Source organism: Cryobacterium sp. Hb1, from assembly GCF_004403585.1.
In the GTDB taxonomy this organism is placed as follows: domain Bacteria; phylum Actinomycetota; class Actinomycetes; order Actinomycetales; family Microbacteriaceae; genus Cryobacterium; species Cryobacterium lyxosi.
Map to the genome: position 1 here is coordinate 182440 of NZ_SOHI01000027.1, position 18016 is coordinate 200455.

Here is an 18016-nt window from a genome sequence, read left to right on the forward strand (position 1 = left end):
ACGGTGAGTGCCGCTTGCACGAGCGCATTCCGTAGCTGCTACCTGGCGGTTGGCCGGATCGATCGCGTGCGGTGTCGTGGAATGAGCCTGTCGCAGACCAGGACGGCTGACACCCCCACGGCATAGGCGAGGAGATCCACGGACGCAAACGTCGTGCCGAGAATGAGTCTGGCCGGCGGAAAGACATCGGCCAGGGCAGCCGGCCCTGGGGATAGTTGGGCTGCCTCGATCGTCACGCAAACCAAGTAGGCGACCGTTGCACTGACCTGAGGTCGAAAGCGTGGAGCGATGAACGAAACGGCCAGGTAGGTCAGCACCGCGTACAGAGCGTCGGCAGCGAAATCACCGACCGGTCCATTGTTGGTGAAATGAACCGTCAACCCCATGCCCGTGATGACAGCGCCGGAAGCCAGGAGGCTCCGTCTGCTCCTCGACGCGGGTCTCGTCCCACGCAAATACGGGGATTCCGAGCGTTCCATCCCTTGAGGATAGGGGACCGTCCCGCGGCACGGTCCTGGGGCAACCGCGCGCCGCGCGGGGCTCGATAAACTGAGCGGATGGCTAACCGCATCAATCCGAGCATTCTCGCCGCCGATTTCGTCAATATTGAGAGCGAGCTGGGTCGCATCCGCTCCGCCGACCTCGTGCACGTCGACATCATGGACAATCACTTCGTTCCAAACCTCACCTTCGGGCTGGGAATGGTCGAACGTCTGCAGCAGGTATCGCCGTTGCCGCTGGACATCCACTTGATGATCGAGGATCCCGAGCGCTGGGCGCCCGGCTACGCCGAGGCCGGTGCCTACTCGGTCACCTTCCACGCCGAGGCCACGACCGAGCCCGTCGCGCTGGCCCGTCGCCTGCGGCAAATCGGCGCGCGCGCCGGCATCGCCCTGAAACCGGGCACCGATGTCGCGCCGTATCTCGAACTGCTCCCCGAATTCGACCAGGTGCTGGTGATGACTGTAGAACCCGGATTCGGCGGCCAGAGCTTCATGGAATCGACCATGCCGAAGCTGGTTCAGTTGCGCACAGCAGTACAAAAAACCGGCCTCGACGTCTGGCTGCAGGTCGACGGCGGCATCACCGAGCAGACGATCGAAATCGCCGCTGCGGCTGGCGCGGACACCTTCGTGGCGGGGTCCAGCGTGTTCGGGGCCGAGAATCCAGCCGCCCAGATCAGCCTGCTGCGGGAGCGCGCGGCCAGTCACCGTCACGGGGCGGGTAACCTAGAGTCGTGAAAACTTTCGATGACCTTTTCGTAGAACTGAGCGACAAGGCCCGCAACCGCCCCGAGGGCTCCGGCACCGTGCGTGAACTCGACGCCGGCGTGCACGCCATTGGCAAGAAAATTGTCGAGGAAGCCGCCGAAGTCTGGATGGCTGCCGAGTTTCAAAGCGACGACGAAACCTCCGCCGAAATCTCCCAGTTGCTCTACCACCTGCAGGTCATGATGATCGCCAAGGGCCTCTCTCCGGCCGACATCTACCGACATTTGTGATCCACACCAGCGCCCACCGCTGGCTCGAATTCATTGAATAGTCGTGTGAAAAAAACCAAGAGAGAAGCCTCATGCTGAGAATTGCCGTGCCCAACAAGGGCTCGTTGTCTGAAACCGCCGCGCAGATGCTTGCTGAAGCCGGCTATACCGGCCGCCGCGACCCACGCGACCTTGTCACCGCCGACCCGCGCAATGGTGTCGAATTTTTCTACCTTCGTCCCCGCGACATCGCCACCTACGTCGGTTCCGGCGCCCTCGACGTCGGCATCACCGGACGCGACCTGCTGCTCGACTCGCACTCGAAAGCCGTGGAGATCGCCAGCCTCGACTTTGGAGACTCGACCTTTCGCTTCGCCGGGCCGGCCGGTCGCTTCACCGAGCTGACAGACCTCGACGGCCTGCGCGTCGCCACGAGCTACCCGGGTCTGGTCGAACGCTTCCTCGCCACGCACTCGGTGACCGTCGATCTGGTTGAACTCGATGGCGCCGTCGAATCGGCGGTCCAGCTCGGCGTAGCGGATGCTGTCGCCGACGTCGTCTCCACCGGGACGACCCTGCGCAAAGCCGGCCTCGAAATCTTCGGACCGGTCATCCTCGAGTCCACCGCCGTTCTGATCAGCTCCACCAACGACAAGGCCGGAATAGATACCCTGCTCCGCCGTCTCCAGGGCGTGCTCGTGGCCCGCCAGTACGTGCTCCTTGACTACGACATCCCCGTTGCCCTGCTCGATGCGGCCGCAGCGCTTGCGCCTGGCATCGAATCGCCGACGGTTTCCTCCCTGCACGACCCGGAGTGGGCCGCCGTGCGGGTCATGATCGGCCGTGTCGACATGAACAACGTGATGGATGCCCTCTACGCCCTCGGGGCCCGGGCCATTCTCGTCACCACCATCCACAACGCCCGTTTATAACCCGGCCCGTTTATAACCCGGTGAGAGGAGAACTCGCATGAGTTTGAGTGTGCGCGTCATTCCCTGCCTTGACGTGGCCAACGGTCGTGTCGTCAAGGGCGTCAACTTTCAGAATCTGCGCGACGCCGGCGATCCGGTCGAACTGGCGCGGCGCTACTACGAGCAGGGTGCCGACGAACTGACCTTTCTCGACGTCACGGCCACGGTGGACAACCGCTCAACGACCTATGACGTGGTGCGCGCCACCGCTGAGCAAGTGTTCATTCCGTTGACGGTCGGCGGCGGCATCCGCAGCGTCGAAGACGTCTCCCGGCTGCAGGCGAGCGGTGCCGACAAGGTCGGCGTCAACAGCGCGGCCATCGCCCGGCCCGCCCTCATCGCTGAAATCGCCGACCGGTTCGGCGCTCAGGTTCTCGTGTTGAGCCTCGACGTGAAACGGTCCGAACGCACCGAGAGCGGTTTCGTTGTCACCACGCACGGTGGTCGTACCGAGACCGACCTGGATGCCGTGGCCTGGGCCCGGCGAGCGATCGAGCTCGGTGCCGGAGAACTCCTGGTCAACTCGATCGACGCCGACGGTACCAAGGCCGGTTTCGATACCGACCTGATCGCGCTCATGCGCACGAATAGTCGGGTTCCGGTGATCGCCTCCGGTGGCGCCGGGCGGGTAGAGGACTTTCCTCCGGCGATCCGAGCCGGCGCGGATGCCGTTCTCGCGGCATCTGTTTTTCACAATCAATTATTGACCATAGGCGACGTCAAGCGTGAGCTCGCCGACGCCGGAATGCTGGTGCGCTGATGACCAACGAACTGACCGATCAGCTGGACGCCGCTGTATTCAGTGACAACGGGCTGCTGCCCGCCGTCATCCAGCAGTGGGACACCCACGAAGTGCTCATGCTCGGGTGGATGAACCGGGAAGCGCTGCGCCGCACCCTCACCGAGGGACGCGTCACGTTCTGGTCGCGCAGCCGGCAGGAATTCTGGCGTAAGGGCGACACCTCCGGTCACGCCCAGTATGTGCAGTCCGCCGCCTTCGACTGCGATAGCGACACCCTGCTCGTGCAGGTCGACCAGGTTGGAGCGGCGTGTCACACCGGCACGCATACCTGCTTCGACGGCCGCAACCTGGGCGCGATTACCATGAATAGGCCGATGGAATGAGTGACGGTATCCCAGTCGCAACCGGGTCCCGTACCGCCGGTTCGACGACGCGCAATCAGTTTGACGCGTTGACCGGGGAGCACCGGGTAATCCCGGTGATTCGTGAACTATTCGCCGACGGTGAGACCCCGGTCGGTATCTATCGCAAGCTCGCCGAGGGGCTGCCGGGCAGCTTTTTGCTGGAGTCCGCCGAACAGGGCGGCATCTGGTCTCGGTTCTCGTTTGTCGGTGTCTCCTCGTTCGGTGTGCTCACCCAACAGGGCGACGACACCCGCTGGATCGACTACGGGCTCTCCGCCGAGCGCGCGCTCGGTTCCGCAGCCGATCTCGGACCGCTCGACGCTCTGGCCTACTTGTTCGAACGCTGGCAGACGCCCAGGCTGCCCGAGCACCCTCCACTCACGGGCGGACTGGTCGGCTTCATCGGCTGGGAGGCAATTCGCCAGATCGAACGCTTGCCGCACCAGCCGCCAGCCGACTACGACGTGCCAGGCCAGTCCTTCAGCTTCGTCGCCGACCTCGTTGTCCTCGACCACAAGTACGGAACCGTGCAGCTCATCGCCAACGTGCTCAACGACGGTGCCGACACCCCTGAAAAGCTCTGGGCTGACGCGAGCACACGACTGGATTCACTGCAAACCCGTCTCGCCGCGCCCGGAGAAGCCTGGCTGGCCGAGGTTGACCTCGAGGCGCCGAGCGCGCCGCTCCACCGCACCACGCGAGACGATTTTCTCGCCGCTGTCAATATCGGCAAACAGCACATCGTCGACGGCGACGTGTTTCAGGTCGTCATCTCCCAGCGTTTCGACCAGGTCTGCACCGCACACCCCATCGACGTCTACCGGGTGCTGCGCAGCCTCAACCCGAGCCCATACATGTACCTGCTCAGCCTGGAAACGCCGGGGGGCGACCCGTACTGGATTGTCGGGTCCTCGCCCGAAGCGCTCGTCAAGGTGCAAGACCAACGCGTCTTCACCCACCCGATCGCCGGCTCGAAACCCCGTGGCACCACACCGGATGCCGACGCCGACTACGCGATCGAGCTCGCCGAAGACCCCAAGGAACGTGCCGAGCACCTCATGCTCGTCGATCTCGCCCGCAACGACCTGCTCAAGGTCTGCGCGGCCGGGTCGGTCGAAGTGACCGAATTCATGCGCATCGAACGGTTCAGTCACATCATGCACCTGGTGTCCTCGGTCGAGGGCAACCTGGTTCCCGGCAAGACCGCGATCGACGTCTTCCGTGCCACGTTCCCGGCAGGCACCCTGTCGGGCGCGCCGAAACCGCGGGCGCTCGAGATCATCGACGCCCTCGAACCAGCCCAGCGTGGCGTGTACGGGGGAGTGGTGGGCTACTTCGGCTTCGCCGGCGACGCCGACCTGGCTATCGCCATCCGTACCGCCACTATCAAGGACGGCGTCGCCCGGGTGCAGGCCGGCGGCGGCGTCGTCACCGATTCCGATCCGGCCTCCGAGTATCAGGAGTCGCAGAACAAAGCGGCAGCACCCCTGCGCGCCGTCGCTATCGCCAACGCGATGCGGCGAGTGTTCTAATGAGGGAACGGATGTCTCCGCGTCGCCTCAAACTCGTGCTCATTCTCGCCATTTTGGGCGCGAGTGCCCTGGCAATGCTGGCCTGGACGCAGGTCTGGGTGCACGCTGAAGTGGGGCTGCCCGACGCCGGTACCCAGGTGCTCCAAATCGACGGCGCCATCGCCGCGCCGGCACTGACGGCGCTGGCGCTCTCCGGGTTCGCCCTCGCCGCGGCCCTCACCATCGCGGGTCGGCTCATTCGAGTCGTGCTCGGTGCGCTCGAAGTTCTTCTCGGATTCTCGGTGTTTCTCGCCGCATACCTCGCGGTCGAGGACCCCTCCCAAGCCAGTGCCGCTGCGGTCACCGCTGCGACCGGAGTTGCCGGGCATGAGTCCATTCAGCTGAGCGTCCTCGGCACGGTGGTCACCGCGTGGCCGTTCGTCGCAATGGGCGCCGCAGTCATTATGGCGGCGACCGGTGTGACCGTCATCCTGACGAGCGCACGGTGGCCCGGGCCGACCCGCAAATACCAGGGCGTGCGTTTTGAACCGGTAGCAGCTCCCGACGGTTCCCTGCCAGCTTCGCCCGCGACCGTAGATGCGTCGACCGAGCCCACACCGGCGGACTCCGTCGGCGACTGGGACGATCTCAGTCGCGGCGAGGACCCGACCGCTCGCTAGGGACGCGTTGCCGCTCCGCTAGACTTGAACTGCTTGTCAACGCACACAGGCTTACGCATTCACGAGGAGAACCATGAGCATCGATCTGTCAGATCCCGGACACGGCCACTCCCCGGCGGCTTGGATCGCGGTCATCATTATGCTGGCTGCCTTCACCATCGGCACCACAGCATTCTTCTTCAACCTGGTCTGGCTCGTCTGGGCCTCATTCGGATTGCTCATTGCCGGACTCATCGTCGGCTACGTACTCGGCAAAGTCGGCTACGGCGTCAGCGCCACGTCGACCGGCCACTAGCCGTCGGCGCTGAGACCTGGTGCTCCAAGAACTTCTCGCTGGCGCGCTCTTTGACGCCGAACAGCGCCTCCTCACTCGCCCGCTGGCGGGCGTGGAGGCTGCGGCGCGCGCCCACGCGCCCGCCCTCGATGCCTTGGTGGCCCTGGCCCCCACTGACCGGGTCAAGATTCTCGCAGAAATCAAGCGGGCCAGCCCGAGCCGTGGCGCCCTGGCGTCCATCACCGATCCGGCAGCCCTGGCAGTCTCCTATGAGACCGGGGGCGCCAGTGCTATCAGCGTACTCACCGAGGGTCGCCGTTTTCACGGTTCGATGACCGACCTCGAGCAGGTGCGGGCTGCGGTGGGCATTCCCATCCTGCGCAAGGACTTCATCGGCACGCCGTACCAGGTGTTCGAGGCCCGCGCTGCGGGCGCCGATCTGGTGTTGCTCATCGTCGCCGCCCTCGATCAAGCCACGCTGCTCTCGTTGCATGAGCTCATCCACGAGCTTGGCATGACCGCCTTGGTAGAAACGCACAGTGGCGACGAAGTCAGTCGCGCTCTCGATATCGGAGCGAGCCTGATCGGGGTCAACGCGCGCGACTTGTCCACCTTTGAGCTCGATCCGAACCTCTTCGGCACTCTTGCAGGTACAATTCCGTCCGGCGTCATCCGTGTCGCCGAATCCGCCGTCAAGACTGCCGCCGACGTCGCGCACTACCGTGGTGCCGGCGCCGATGTCGTCCTGGTCGGCGAAGCGCTCGTCACGAGCGATCCCATCCGAACCCTCTCTGAGTTTTTGGCGGTTTAAATGTCTCTACGTACCCAGCCCGGCCCCTATTTCGGTGACTTCGGCGGCAGGTTCGTGCCCGAATCCCTCGTGGCGGCGCTCGATGAACTGACGGCGGAATATGAACTCGCCAAGAATGATCCGGCTTTCGCTGCGGCCTTGACGAAGTTGCACATGAACTACAGCGGTCGTCCCTCCATCATCACCGAGGTGCCGCGCTTCGCCGAGTATGCCGGTGGCGCCCGTATCATCCTCAAGCGTGAAGACCTCAACCACACCGGTTCGCACAAGATCAACAATGCCCTCGGCCAGGCCCTGCTCACCCAGCGCATCGGCAAGACCCGTGTGATCGCTGAAACCGGGGCGGGCCAGCACGGTGTGGCCACGGCCACCGTCGCGGCCCTGTTCGGGCTGGAGTGCGTCGTCTACATGGGCGAGGTCGACACCGAACGTCAAGCGCTCAACGTCGCCCGAATGCGCCTGCTCGGCGCCGAGGTCGTCCCGGTGAAAACTGGCTCGCGCACCCTGAAGGACGCCATCAACGACGCCATGCGCGACTGGGTCAGCAACGTCGACACCACCAACTACATTTTCGGGACCGTGGCCGGACCGCATCCGTTCCCGGCCATGGTGCGTGACTTTCAGAAAATCATCGGTGAGGAGGCCCGGAAGCAGGTTCTCGATCTGACCGGGGGCCTGCCGGACGCGGTCACCGCCTGTGTTGGCGGCGGCTCCAACGCCATGGGGATCTTCGACGCCTTCCTCGACGACCCCGATGTCGCCCTGTTCGGCTATGAAGCGGCTGGCGACGGCGTCGAAACGCCCAGGCATGCGGCGACCATCACGAAGGGCCGCCCCGGTGTGCTGCACGGCGCCCGCAGCATGCTGCTGCAGGACGAAGACGGTCAAACCGTTGATTCGCACTCCATTTCGGCGGGCCTCGATTACCCGGGCGTCGGGCCGGAGCACGCCTGGCTTGCCAGCATCGGCCGGGCCACCTATCTACCGATCACCGACGACGAGGCAATGAGCGCCCTGCGGCTGCTGAGTCGCACCGAGGGCATCATTCCGGCGATCGAGTCGTCCCATGCCCTCGCCGGCACCCTCGAGCTTGGTCGCGCACTCGGTCCGGAGGCAACCATCCTAGTCAACCTCAGCGGTCGCGGCGACAAGGACATGGAAACAGCCGGTCGGTACTTCGACCTGCTTGACGAAGGCGCGGAACAGTCATGACGACCCCCATCACCAGCGGCGCTGTGAGCACGGTCGAACACACCATCGCCCGGAGGCGCTCCGAGGGCGGGGGAGCCCTCATCGGCTACCTTCCGGTTGGTTTCCCCACGCTGACCGACAGCATCGACGCTGCGGTGGCGCTCGTGGCCAACGGCGTCGACATTATCGAACTGGGCCTGCCCTACTCCGACCCGGTGATGGACGGCCCCGTCATCCAGGCGGCCACCCAACAGGCACTGGCCAACGGATTCAAGCTGCGCCACGGGTTCGAGGCGATCCGGGCCATCACTGCGCAGGTTGATGCCCCCGTTCTGGTCATGACCTACTGGAACCCCGTCCTGCAGTACGGTGTTGATCGATTCGCCGACGACCTGCGCGCCGCTGGCGGTGCCGGTTTGATCACACCAGATCTCATTCCCGACGAAGCCGACGACTGGATGGCTGCAAGCGAACGCAGCGACCTCGACCGCGTCTTTTTGGCCGCACCGTCGTCGTCTGACGCACGCCTGGTGCAGGCGATCGAGGCGAGCCGCGGCTTCGTGTACACCGTCTCGACGATGGGAACCACCGGCGCTCGCGCCGGCGTGGACGCGGCCGCTCGTATTCTGGTGGAGCGCTTGCGCGCGGTCGGCTGCACGAGCGCCTGCGTCGGCCTCGGCATTTCCACCCCCGAGCAAGTGCGGGAAATTCTCGGCTACGCCGACGGCGCCATTGTCGGGTCAGCCCTCGTGAAGGCGCTCACCGACGGGGGAGTGCCAGCCGCCGCCCGTCTGGCTCTCGACCTGGCCGCCGGCGCTAACAATATTCGCCCGGCTGCAACCCCCCAGTAAATCCAGGCGCGCTCCACACTCAATTGTTCGCGGCGATCAATTCGCCCCAGGTGACGTAAGTCACGATGAAAGGTAGTACCCCGGTGTCTTTGAATCTTCTGAGCGCGAGTATCCCGAGCCCTGAGTGGAGCTTCTTCGACCTCGGTCCGTTCCGCATCCACGCGTACGCGTTATGCATCCTCGCTGGAATCATTCTTGCGACGGTTATCACCTCACGCCGCCTCACCAAGCGCGGGGCAGAGCCGGGTGTCGTACTGGACATCATTCTTTGGGCGGTCCCGCTCGGCATCGTCGGGGCGCGCATCTACCACGTACTCACCCACCCGGGGGACTACTTCTTTGAGGGCGCCGACCTGCTGCGCACCCTGTACATCTGGGAGGGCGGCAACGCCATCTTCGGATCATTGATCGGTGGCGCCGTCGGCGCCTATATCGGCTGCCGGCTGACGGGCATCCGCTTTTGGACGTTCGCCGATGCCGTCGCGCCAGCGCTGCTCGTCGCGCAGGCCACCGGCCGGCTCGGCAACTGGTTCAACCACGAACTGTTCGGTCTGCCGACGACCCTGCCCTGGGGCCTCGAAATCGAACCGAGCAATGTTGCCTTCCCGGTCGGGCTGCCGTCCGGCACGCTGTTCCACCCGACTTTTCTCTATGAAATCATCTGGAACCTGCTCGGTGTGGCCGTCATCCTCTACCTCGAACGCAAATTCCGTCTGCGGTTCGGTCAGACCCTGGGTGCCTACCTCATCTGGTACGGACTGGGACGCAGCTTTTTTGAGTCGATTCGCATCGACCCGAGCGAGATCTACTTCGGTATCCGAACCAACGTCTGGGCTGCCCTGGCTGCCATCGCGCTCGGTCTGGTCATCATTCTCGTGCAGCGTCACCGCCACCCGGGCCTTGAGTCCAGTCCGTATGTTTCCGGGCGGGAATGGATTGCCCCTGACGCTGGGGTAGAATTCGAGGACAGCGATTCGGAACCAGAAGACAACACCACCGCGGATCAGAGCGATGATGCCGATCACCCCGAATCACCCGCGACCGCAGCCACAAGCACGAGCGCTCCGCGTCTGTAGTCTCACGTCTGCGCAATCCCAGCTGACATACCCGTAGTGGCGTCCGGTTACGGGCCCGTCCCGAACAGGGCGCCGCTACGGTCTCCTGCACACTTCACCATCGGGCCAACGTCGTCCCTTACAGCCAATCATTTCGTGAGGACGGTCTCCATGGCGCAGAAACCTCTCTATTCCCGCTTCAGCAGCATGCCCGAAGCATCCGGTCTGTACGACCCGTCGGCCGAGCGCGACGCGTGTGGCCTGGCCATGGTGGCGACCCTGCGGGGAACCGCCGGACACGACATCATCACCCAGGCCCTCGATGCCCTGCGCAACCTCGAGCACCGCGGCGCGGTCGGCTCCGACGCCGGAACCGGCGACGGCGCCGGCATCATCACGCAGGTACCGGATGCGTTCCTGCGCGCCGTGACCGATTTCGCGCTCCCCCCGATGGGTCAGTACGCCGTTGGCAACGTGTTCCTCCCGACCGACCCGACCGCGCGCACCAGGATCAAGCGCGCGATCAGCCTGATCGCTGAGGAGGAAAGCCTCACCATCCTCGGCTGGCGCGAGGTTCCGGTGCACCCGGAAGACCTCGGCATCCAGGCCCGCGCCAATATGCCCGCCATTCAGCAGCTGTTCGTGCAGAGCACCCGCACCACCGAATTTGGCGACCCGTTTTCGGATATCGCGCTGGATCGGCAGACGTTTCGGCTGCGCAAGCGTGCCGAACGCGAACTTGAGATCTACTTCGTCTCGCTGTCCAGTCGCACCCTGGTCTACAAGGGCATGGTCACCACCCTGCAGCTCGAACCGTTCTACCCCGACCTGTCCGACGAACGCTTCGTCTCGACACTCGCCCTCGTACACTCCCGCTACTCCACAAACACGTTCCCGTCCTGGCCCCTGGCCCAGCCGTTCCGCATGATCGCCCACAACGGCGAGATCAACACGGTGCAGGGCAACCGCAACTGGATGCGTGCGCGCCAGTCCCAACTCGAATCCGAGATGCTCGGCGACGTCGCGCCACTGCTGCCGATCGTCACCCCGGGCGCAAGCGACTCGGCCTCCTTCGATGAGGTCGTCGAACTGCTCAGCCTGTCCGGTCGTTCGCTGCCACACGCCATCATGATGATGGTGCCGGAGGCGTGGGAGAACCAGACCGACCTCGACGACGAACGTCGTGACTTCTACGAATATCATTCCATGCTCATGGAGCCGTGGGACGGCCCAGCCGCGATCGTTTTCACCGATGGTTCCCTGGTAGGGGCAACGCTCGACCGCAACGGCCTGCGCCCCGGACGCTACCTCGTCACCGACGACGGCCTCGTCGTGCTCGCGAGCGAAATCGGCGTGCTCGGCATCGACCCGGCCCGGGTCGTGCGTAAGGGCCGCTTGCGCCCCGGACAGATGTTCCTGGTCGACACCAAGGCCGGCCGCATCATCGACGATCGGGAGATCAAAGCAGAACTCTCCGCGAGCGAACCGTGGGGAGACTGGCTCGAGAAGGGGCGCATCAACCTCAAGGACCTCCCGGAGCGAGAGCACATCGTGCACCCACCGGCATCCGTTGTGCGTCGTCAGCGCACCTTCGGCTACACCGAAGAAGAGGTGCGCATTCTGCTCGCCCCGATGGCCAAAACCGGCGCTGAACCGCTGGGCGCCATGGGTAGCGACACCCCTATTGCCGTACTCAGCGACCGCCCACGCCTTATGTTCGACTACTTCACCCAACAGTTCGCGCAGGTCACCAACCCCCCGCTCGACTCGATTCGCGAAGAGGTCGTCACGAGCCTCAAGCTCGCTCTCGGGCCGGAACGCAACCTGCTCTCCGCCGGTCCGGAGCACGCCCGCCAGGTCATTTTGGATTTCCCGGTCATCGATAACGACGAACTGGCCAAGATCCAGCACATCGACCCGGTCGTCGGCAGCCGCACCACCACGACCATTCGTGGCCTCTACCGTGTCGAAGAAGGCACCGACGCGCTGTCAAAGCGCCTCGCTGCCATCTGCGTTGAGGTCGACGAGGCCATAGAGGCCGGCGCGCTGTTCATCGTGCTGAGTGACCGCGACTCCAACAAAGACCTCGCACCCATCCCATCGCTGCTCATGATCGCGGCCGTGCACCACCACCTGATTCGCACCGAACACCGTATGAAGGTCGGCATCGTCGTCGAGGCCGGCGACGTGCGCGAGGTGCACCACGTGGCGCTGCTGATCGGCTACGGTGCGTCCGCCGTCAACCCGTACCTGGCAATGGAAACCTGCGAAGACCTCGTGCGCAGCGGAATTATCACCAACGTCACGCCCGAAAAGGCGGTGCGCAACGTCATCAAAGCCCTCGGTAAGGGCGTGCTCAAAATCATGTCCAAGATGGGCATCTCCACCGTGTCGTCCTACGCCGGCGCGCAAACCTTTGAAGCCGTTGGCCTCGCCCAGTCCTTCGTCGACCAGTACTTCACTGGAACGACGAGCAAGCTCGGCGGCGTCGACATCGACGTGATCGGCGTGGAAAACCTGGCGCGGCACGCATCCGCCTATCCGATGGATGCCGCCGTGACCGCCCACGAACGCCTCGCAACCGGCGGCGAATACCAGTGGCGTCGGGACGGCGCCCCGCACCTGTTCAACCCGGAGACCATTTTCCGACTGCAGCACGCCACCCGCACCCGGCGCTACGACATCTTCCGCGAATACACGAAGATGGTCGACGACCAGGCCGAATCGCTGATGACGCTGCGTGGCATGTTCACGCTCAACCCCGGCCAGCGCCCCCCGGTACCCCTTGACGAGGTCGAATCGGTCTCCCAGATCGTCAAACGGTTCTCTACCGGCGCGATGAGCTACGGCTCCATTTCGCAGGAAGCGCACGAGACCCTCGCGATTGCCATGAACCGCCTGGGCGGTAAGTCCAACACCGGCGAAGGCGGCGAAGACCTCGACCGTCTACTTGACCCGACCCGGCGTAGCGCGGTGAAGCAGGTTGCGTCCGGTCGATTCGGTGTCACGAGCATGTACCTGACCCACGCCGACGACATCCAGATCAAACTTGCCCAGGGTGCCAAGCCCGGCGAGGGCGGCCAGCTGCCGCCCACCAAGGTGTACCCGTGGATCGCTCGCACCAGGCACGCCACGGCCGGCGTCGGCCTCATCTCGCCGCCACCGCACCACGATATCTACTCGATCGAAGACCTCAAGCAGCTCATCTTCGACCTGAAACGGGCCAACCCGAAGGCTCGCATTCACACCAAACTGGTCAGCCAGTCGGGTATCGGAGCCGTAGCGGCCGGTGTCGCCAAGGCACTCTCCGACGTGATCCTGATCAGCGGGCACGACGGCGGAACGGGCGCCAGCCCGGTCAACTCGCTCAAGCACGCCGGCACACCGTGGGAACTCGGCCTCGCCGAGACCCAGCAGACCCTCATGCTCAACGGCATGCGTGACCGCGTGGTCGTGCAGGTAGACGGCCAGCTGAAGACCGGGCGTGACGTGCTCGTCGGTGCCCTGCTCGGCGCCGAGGAATTTGGTTTCGCCACCGCGCCGCTCGTCGTCTCGGGCTGCATCATGATGCGCGTCTGTCACCTCGACACCTGCCCGGTCGGCGTCGCCACGCAGAACCCGGAGTTGCGCAAACGCTTCAACGGTCAGGCTGACCACGTCGTGAACTTCTTCGAGTTCATCGCCCAAGAGGTTCGTGAGTACCTCGCCGAGCTCGGATTCCGCAGTCTGGACGAAGCCATCGGTCACCGTGAGGTGCTGAACGTCAACCGTGCCCTGACCCACTGGAAGGCGCAGGGGCTGGACCTCTCACCCATTCTGAGCGGCCCGGACTTCTCCGAGAGCGAACCGCGCAAGTGGGCCCGCTCCCAGGAACACGAACTCGACAAGCACTTTGACAACGAGCTGATTCGCCGGAGCCAGAACGTGCTCGAGCACGGCGGCACGATCAGCATCGACCTGCCGATCCGCAACACCGAGCGCGCCGTCGGAACCATGCTCGGTAACCAGGTCACCCTGCGGCATGGCGAAAACGGCCTGCCGGCCGGGTCCATCGAGGTCACTCTCACCGGGTCCGCCGGGCAATCATTCGGAGCGTTCCTGCCGAGCGGCATCACCCTGCGGCTCGAAGGCGATTCCAACGACTATGTCGGCAAGGGACTGTCGGGCGGGCAGATCGTCGTGCGCCCCGACCGGGCCAGCCAATTTCCCGCCGAAGACAACGTCATCGCCGGGAACGTCATCGGTTACGGGGCTACCCAGGGCAGCATGTTCATTCGCGGCATCGTCGGCGAACGATTCCTGGTGCGTAACTCCGGCGCGATCGCCGTCGTGGAGGGTGTGGGCGACCACGCCCTGGAGTACATGACCGGGGGTCTCGCGGTCATCCTCGGCGAGACCGGACGCAACCTCGGAGCCGGGATGAGCGGCGGCACGGCCTACGTCTACGGGCTCACCGCCGAACGGGTCAACCGTGATGCGTTGACCTCGGGGGAATTGCGCCTGCTGGCACTCGAAAGTGTCGACCGTGAGATCGTGCGCGACCTGCTCGAACAGCATCGGGACCAAACCGACTCCGCGCTGGCCAAGCGAATGCTCGACAACCTGGAAGAAACCATGGACACATTTGTCAAGGTGCTGCCGCGCGACTATGCGGCGGTACTGGAGACCAGACAAACGGCGCTCGATGAGGGACTCGATCCCGACGGACTCGTTGTCTGGAATCGAATTCTGGAGGTAACCAATGGCTGATCCGAAGGGATTTCTGAAGACCACGGAACGTGAGCTGCCGGCTCGTCGGCCGGTGGCCATCCGCTTGATGGACTGGAAAGAGGTCTACGAGCAGGGTGATAGTGCCGTGCTCAAACGGCAGGCCGGCCGCTGCATGGACTGCGGTGTGCCGTTCTGCCACCAGGGTTGCCCGCTCGGCAACCTCATTCCCGAGTGGAACGACCTGGTCTGGCGCGACGAGGGTCGAGCGGCCATCGAACGCCTGCACGCGACGAACAACTTTCCCGAATTCACCGGTCGCCTCTGCCCGGCGCCGTGTGAATCGTCGTGCGTGCTCGGCATCAACCAGCCGGCCGTGACCATCAAGCAGGTCGAGGTGTCGATTATCGACCAGGCTTTCGCGAAGGGCTGGGTGCAGCCGCAGCCGCCCGGCCGCCTGACCGGTAAGACCGTCGCGGTCGTCGGTTCCGGCCCGGCCGGGCTGGCCGCAGCCCAGCAACTCACCCGCGCCGGTCACACCGTCGCCGTGTTCGAACGCGACGATCGCATTGGCGGGCTGCTGCGCTACGGCATTCCGGACTTCAAAATGGAGAAGAAGCACCTCGAACTGCGCCTCGCCCAGATGACCGCCGAGGGCACCCGGTTTCGCGCGAACGTCAATATCGGTGTGGACATCACCTGGGACGACCTGCGGGCCCGCTATGACGCTGTCGTGGTGGCGACCGGCGCGATGGTTCCCCGCGATCTGCCCATTCCGGGGCGCGATCTGCCCGGAGTGCACTTCGCCATGGAATTCCTCGTTCAGCAGAACAAGATCGGCGCCGGTGGAAGCATCGAAGCGTTGATCACCGCCGAGGGTAAGCACGTCGTTGTGCTCGGCGGTGGTGACACCGGTGCCGACTGCATCGGCACCGCGCATCGCCAGCTGGCAGCATCCGTCACCAACCTGGCGATCGGCAAGCAGCCGGGCACTACCCGCCCGGAAAGCCAGCCTTGGCCGATATCGCCGACCCTGTTCGAGGTGTCCAGCGCACACGAAGAGGGCGGTACCCGCCAGTACCTCGCGTCAACGGTCGAATTTCTCTCCAACGAATTCGGCGAGGTGCGCGCCATTCGCATCGCCGAGACCGAATACCTTGACGGACGCCGCGTTCCCAAGGCCGGTTCGGAACGGGAGATTCCGGCCGACCTGGTGTTGCTCGCCATGGGATTCACCGGTCCGGAACAAGGCGACCTCAGCCACCAGCTGAAGGTTCCCTTCGATGGGCGCGGCAACGTTGAGCGTGACGGCAACTACCAGACCAGCCAGGAGGGTGTCTTCGTCGCCGGTGACGCCGGTCGTGGCCAGTCGCTGATCGTCTGGGCCATCGCCGAGGGTCGCGCCGCCGCCGCTGCGGTCGATGAGTTTCTGGAAGGGCAGACGCAGCTGCCGTCTCCCGTCAAGCCCACAGACCGCTCGTTTGCCCTCTAATTCACCAGCCTTCCTGCACCACGTTCACATGCGCCTGAAGAGCGCGGAAATCGGAGATTCACCAGAATGAGACGCGCAAAAATCGTCGCCACCCTTGGGCCGGCAGCTGCCAGTTACGAGCAGATCCGGGCCCTCATCGATGCGGGCGTCGACGTATGTCGCATGAACCTGAGCCACGGCAACTACCAAGTGCACGAGAGCGTCTATGCCAATGTGCGCAAGGCCGCCAACGATTCCGGCCGTGCCATCGCCGTCATGGTTGACCTGCAGGGTCCGAAGATTCGTCTGGGTAAATTCGAAGGCGGCCCGTACGACCTTGCCGTCGGCGACATCTTCAAGATCACCACCGAAGACGTACTCGGCACTAAAGAACTCTCCGGCACGACCTTCAAAGGACTGCCGCACGACGTGCACCCCGGCGATTTTCTGCTCATCGACGATGGCAAGGTCAAGGTGCAGGTCGTTGAAACGGATGGCGTCGTCGTCACGACCAGGGTGATCGTCGCCGGCCCGGTCTCCAATAACAAGGGCATCAACCTGCCCGGCGTGGCCGTCAACGTTCCCGCCCTGTCGGAGAAGGACGAAGCAGACCTGCGCTGGGGCCTGCGCCTCGGAGCCGACCTCATCGCGTTGTCGTTCGTGCGCAGCGCCGATGACATCACCCGCGTACACGAGATCATGGCCGAAGAAGGTCGCCGCGTTCCGGTGATCGCCAAGATCGAGAAGCCGCAGGCCGTCGACAACCTCGAAGAGATTGTTCATGCCTTCGACGCGATCATGGTCGCCCGTGGCGACCTCGGCGTCGAGCTACCGCTGGAGGCCGTGCCGATTGTGCAAAAGCAGGCCGTTGAAATCGCACGCCGCATGGCCAAGCCGGTCATCGTAGCCACGCAGATGCTCGAATCCATGATTTTGAGTCCGGTGCCCACCCGGGCGGAGACCAGCGACGTCGCCAACGCCGTGCTCGACGGCGCGGATGCCGTCATGCTCAGCGGTGAGACCAGCGTCGGAGAATACCCCGTTGTCACGGTACAGACCATGGCCCGCATAGTGGAGTCCACCGAGGTGCACGGACTCGAGCGCATCGGCAAGCTGACCAATAAGCCGCGCACGCAGGGCGGTGCCATCACCCTGGCCGCCATCGAGGTCGCCGAGTTCGTCGACGCAAAGTTCCTCTGTATTTTCACCGAATCGGGAGACTCTGCCCGACGGATGTCGCGTCTGCGGTCGAAAATCCCGATGCTGGCCTTCACCCCGGAGGCGGGCATCCGTCGTCGTCTGGCCCTCACCTGGGGCATCCAGACCTACCTGGTGGACCCGGTCACTCACACCGACGCAATGTTCGGTCAGGTGGATGACATCCTCATCGGTCAGGGCCTCGCGCAAATCGGTGACAAGGTCGTCGTCATCTCTGGTTCCCCTCCCGGAATCGTCGGTTCGACCAATGACATTCGCGTGCACCGCGTGGGCGACGCTCATAACGGGGTCGCGCCGGCGTACGTCAAGAAATAGCGTAAAGAGCGAACAGCCCCGCTCCGTGATTTTTTACGGAGCGGGGTTTTCGTCGATATCGACGACTCATTTACGGCGCCGCCAACGCACTCGCTTTCGCCGATACGAACTGGCCTACCTCGGTGACCGTGTGAAAAACCTCATTCGCACATCCGTGCAGATGAGGGCAAACAGCACCAGAAAAAGCTTGTGATCTGGTCATTTACTTGTAAAAAATTGTACCGGTGGTGGGACTCGAACCCACACGTCCTTGCGAACAAAGCATTTTGAGTGCTCCGCGTCTGCCATTCCGCCACACCGGCTTACAACTACTCGTTCAGAATACCGTAGGCTTT

General features: G+C 64.2%; 16 protein-coding genes and 1 tRNA gene. 15 read left to right on the forward strand and 2 right to left on the reverse strand.

All coding sequences use genetic code 11. From position 1 onward, the window contains the following. Positions 1-38 precede the first annotated feature (38 nt). Positions 39-386, reverse strand: coding sequence for a DUF2809 domain-containing protein (locus E3T38_RS10270; protein ID WP_166805494.1), 348 nt, complete (start codon positions 384-386; stop codon positions 39-41). A 171-nt stretch (positions 387-557) separates the two neighbouring features. Here E3T38_RS10270 and rpe point away from each other — a divergent pair, with 171 nt between their 5' ends. From rpe to pyk, 15 genes are all read left to right on the forward strand, one after another. Then, complete coding sequence (gene rpe, locus E3T38_RS10275; RefSeq protein ID WP_134548129.1) at positions 558-1241, forward strand: ribulose-phosphate 3-epimerase; 684 nt, start codon at positions 558-560, stop codon at positions 1239-1241. Further along, complete coding sequence (locus tag E3T38_RS10280; RefSeq protein ID WP_104139287.1) at positions 1238-1501, forward strand: phosphoribosyl-ATP diphosphatase; 264 nt, start codon at positions 1238-1240, stop codon at positions 1499-1501. The genes rpe and E3T38_RS10280 overlap by 4 nt, the downstream gene beginning before the upstream one ends. Before the next feature lie 71 nt (positions 1502-1572). After that, complete coding sequence (hisG, locus tag E3T38_RS10285; protein WP_134548130.1) at positions 1573-2412, forward strand: ATP phosphoribosyltransferase; 840 nt, start codon at positions 1573-1575, stop codon at positions 2410-2412. Between the two features lie 37 nt (positions 2413-2449). Then, positions 2450-3211 (forward strand): imidazole glycerol phosphate synthase subunit HisF, encoded by a 762-nt coding sequence (hisF, locus tag E3T38_RS10290; RefSeq protein WP_104200777.1) that lies wholly within the window; start codon positions 2450-2452, stop codon positions 3209-3211. Then, positions 3211-3576: a phosphoribosyl-AMP cyclohydrolase gene (hisI, locus tag E3T38_RS10295; RefSeq protein ID WP_134548131.1), complete on the forward strand. Its 366-nt coding sequence runs from the start codon at positions 3211-3213 to the stop codon at positions 3574-3576. Before hisF ends, hisI begins: the two co-directional genes overlap by 1 nt. Then, entirely contained in the window at positions 3573-5129 is a 1557-nt protein-coding gene (locus tag E3T38_RS10300) for an anthranilate synthase component I (protein WP_134548132.1), read from the forward strand. Before hisI ends, E3T38_RS10300 begins: the two co-directional genes overlap by 4 nt. An 11-nt stretch (positions 5130-5140) precedes the next feature. After that, a complete protein-coding gene (locus E3T38_RS10305) occupies positions 5141-5788 on the forward strand; it encodes a Trp biosynthesis-associated membrane protein (RefSeq protein WP_166805495.1) in 648 nt (215 codons plus the stop codon). A gap of 73 nt (positions 5789-5861) precedes the next feature. Next, positions 5862-6083 (forward strand): DUF6704 family protein, encoded by a 222-nt coding sequence (locus E3T38_RS10310; RefSeq protein WP_104129063.1) that lies wholly within the window; start codon positions 5862-5864, stop codon positions 6081-6083. A 19-nt stretch (positions 6084-6102) separates the two neighbouring features. Then, positions 6103-6873 (forward strand): indole-3-glycerol phosphate synthase TrpC, encoded by a 771-nt coding sequence (trpC, locus tag E3T38_RS10315; protein ID WP_134548134.1) that lies wholly within the window; start codon positions 6103-6105, stop codon positions 6871-6873. Beyond that, the gene (gene trpB / locus E3T38_RS10320) at positions 6874-8085 is read left to right on the forward strand and encodes a tryptophan synthase subunit beta (RefSeq protein WP_134548135.1); all 1212 of its coding nucleotides are present in this window, start codon (positions 6874-6876) and stop codon (positions 8083-8085) included. It abuts the gene before it with no gap. Continuing rightward, positions 8082-8915 carry a tryptophan synthase subunit alpha gene (trpA, locus tag E3T38_RS10325; protein WP_134548136.1) on the forward strand — a complete coding sequence of 278 codons (834 nt, stop codon included), beginning with the start codon at positions 8082-8084 and terminating at the stop codon, positions 8913-8915. The genes trpB and trpA overlap by 4 nt, the downstream gene beginning before the upstream one ends. A 65-nt stretch (positions 8916-8980) precedes the next feature. Continuing rightward, complete coding sequence (gene lgt / locus E3T38_RS10330) at positions 8981-9991, forward strand: prolipoprotein diacylglyceryl transferase (protein WP_134548137.1); 1011 nt, start codon at positions 8981-8983, stop codon at positions 9989-9991. A gap of 150 nt (positions 9992-10141) precedes the next feature. After that, the gene (gene gltB / locus E3T38_RS10335) at positions 10142-14719 is read left to right on the forward strand and encodes a glutamate synthase large subunit (protein ID WP_134548138.1); all 4578 of its coding nucleotides are present in this window, start codon (positions 10142-10144) and stop codon (positions 14717-14719) included. After that, the gene (locus tag E3T38_RS10340) at positions 14712-16169 is read left to right on the forward strand and encodes a glutamate synthase subunit beta (RefSeq protein ID WP_134548139.1); all 1458 of its coding nucleotides are present in this window, start codon (positions 14712-14714) and stop codon (positions 16167-16169) included. Before gltB ends, E3T38_RS10340 begins: the two co-directional genes overlap by 8 nt. 66 nt (positions 16170-16235) lie before the next feature. Beyond that, positions 16236-17681 (forward strand): pyruvate kinase, encoded by a 1446-nt coding sequence (gene pyk / locus E3T38_RS10345; RefSeq protein WP_134548140.1) that lies wholly within the window; start codon positions 16236-16238, stop codon positions 17679-17681. A 219-nt stretch (positions 17682-17900) separates the two neighbouring features. Here the strand turns inward: pyk and E3T38_RS10350 are convergent. After that, positions 17901-17983, reverse strand: a tRNA-Leu gene (locus E3T38_RS10350). Positions 17984-18016: the final 33 nt, after the last annotated feature.

Coding starts and splice junctions, on each gene's coding strand:
- E3T38_RS10270 (WP_166805494.1), bottom strand. CDS start 386: ATGGGGTTGACGGTTCATTTCACCAACAATGGACCGGTCGGTGATTTC.
- rpe (WP_134548129.1), top strand. CDS start 558: ATGGCTAACCGCATCAATCCGAGCATTCTCGCCGCCGATTTCGTCAAT.
- hisG (WP_134548130.1), top strand. CDS start 1,573: ATGCTGAGAATTGCCGTGCCCAACAAGGGCTCGTTGTCTGAAACCGCC.
- hisF (WP_104200777.1), top strand. CDS start 2,450: ATGAGTTTGAGTGTGCGCGTCATTCCCTGCCTTGACGTGGCCAACGGT.
- hisI (WP_134548131.1), top strand. CDS start 3,211: ATGACCAACGAACTGACCGATCAGCTGGACGCCGCTGTATTCAGTGAC.
- E3T38_RS10300 (WP_134548132.1), top strand. CDS start 3,573: ATGAGTGACGGTATCCCAGTCGCAACCGGGTCCCGTACCGCCGGTTCG.
- E3T38_RS10305 (WP_166805495.1), top strand. CDS start 5,141: ATGTCTCCGCGTCGCCTCAAACTCGTGCTCATTCTCGCCATTTTGGGC.
- E3T38_RS10310 (WP_104129063.1), top strand. CDS start 5,862: ATGAGCATCGATCTGTCAGATCCCGGACACGGCCACTCCCCGGCGGCT.
- trpB (WP_134548135.1), top strand. CDS start 6,874: ATGTCTCTACGTACCCAGCCCGGCCCCTATTTCGGTGACTTCGGCGGC.
- trpA (WP_134548136.1), top strand. CDS start 8,082: ATGACGACCCCCATCACCAGCGGCGCTGTGAGCACGGTCGAACACACC.
- lgt (WP_134548137.1), top strand. CDS start 8,981: ATGAAAGGTAGTACCCCGGTGTCTTTGAATCTTCTGAGCGCGAGTATC.
- gltB (WP_134548138.1), top strand. CDS start 10,142: ATGGCGCAGAAACCTCTCTATTCCCGCTTCAGCAGCATGCCCGAAGCA.
- E3T38_RS10340 (WP_134548139.1), top strand. CDS start 14,712: ATGGCTGATCCGAAGGGATTTCTGAAGACCACGGAACGTGAGCTGCCG.
- pyk (WP_134548140.1), top strand. CDS start 16,236: ATGAGACGCGCAAAAATCGTCGCCACCCTTGGGCCGGCAGCTGCCAGT.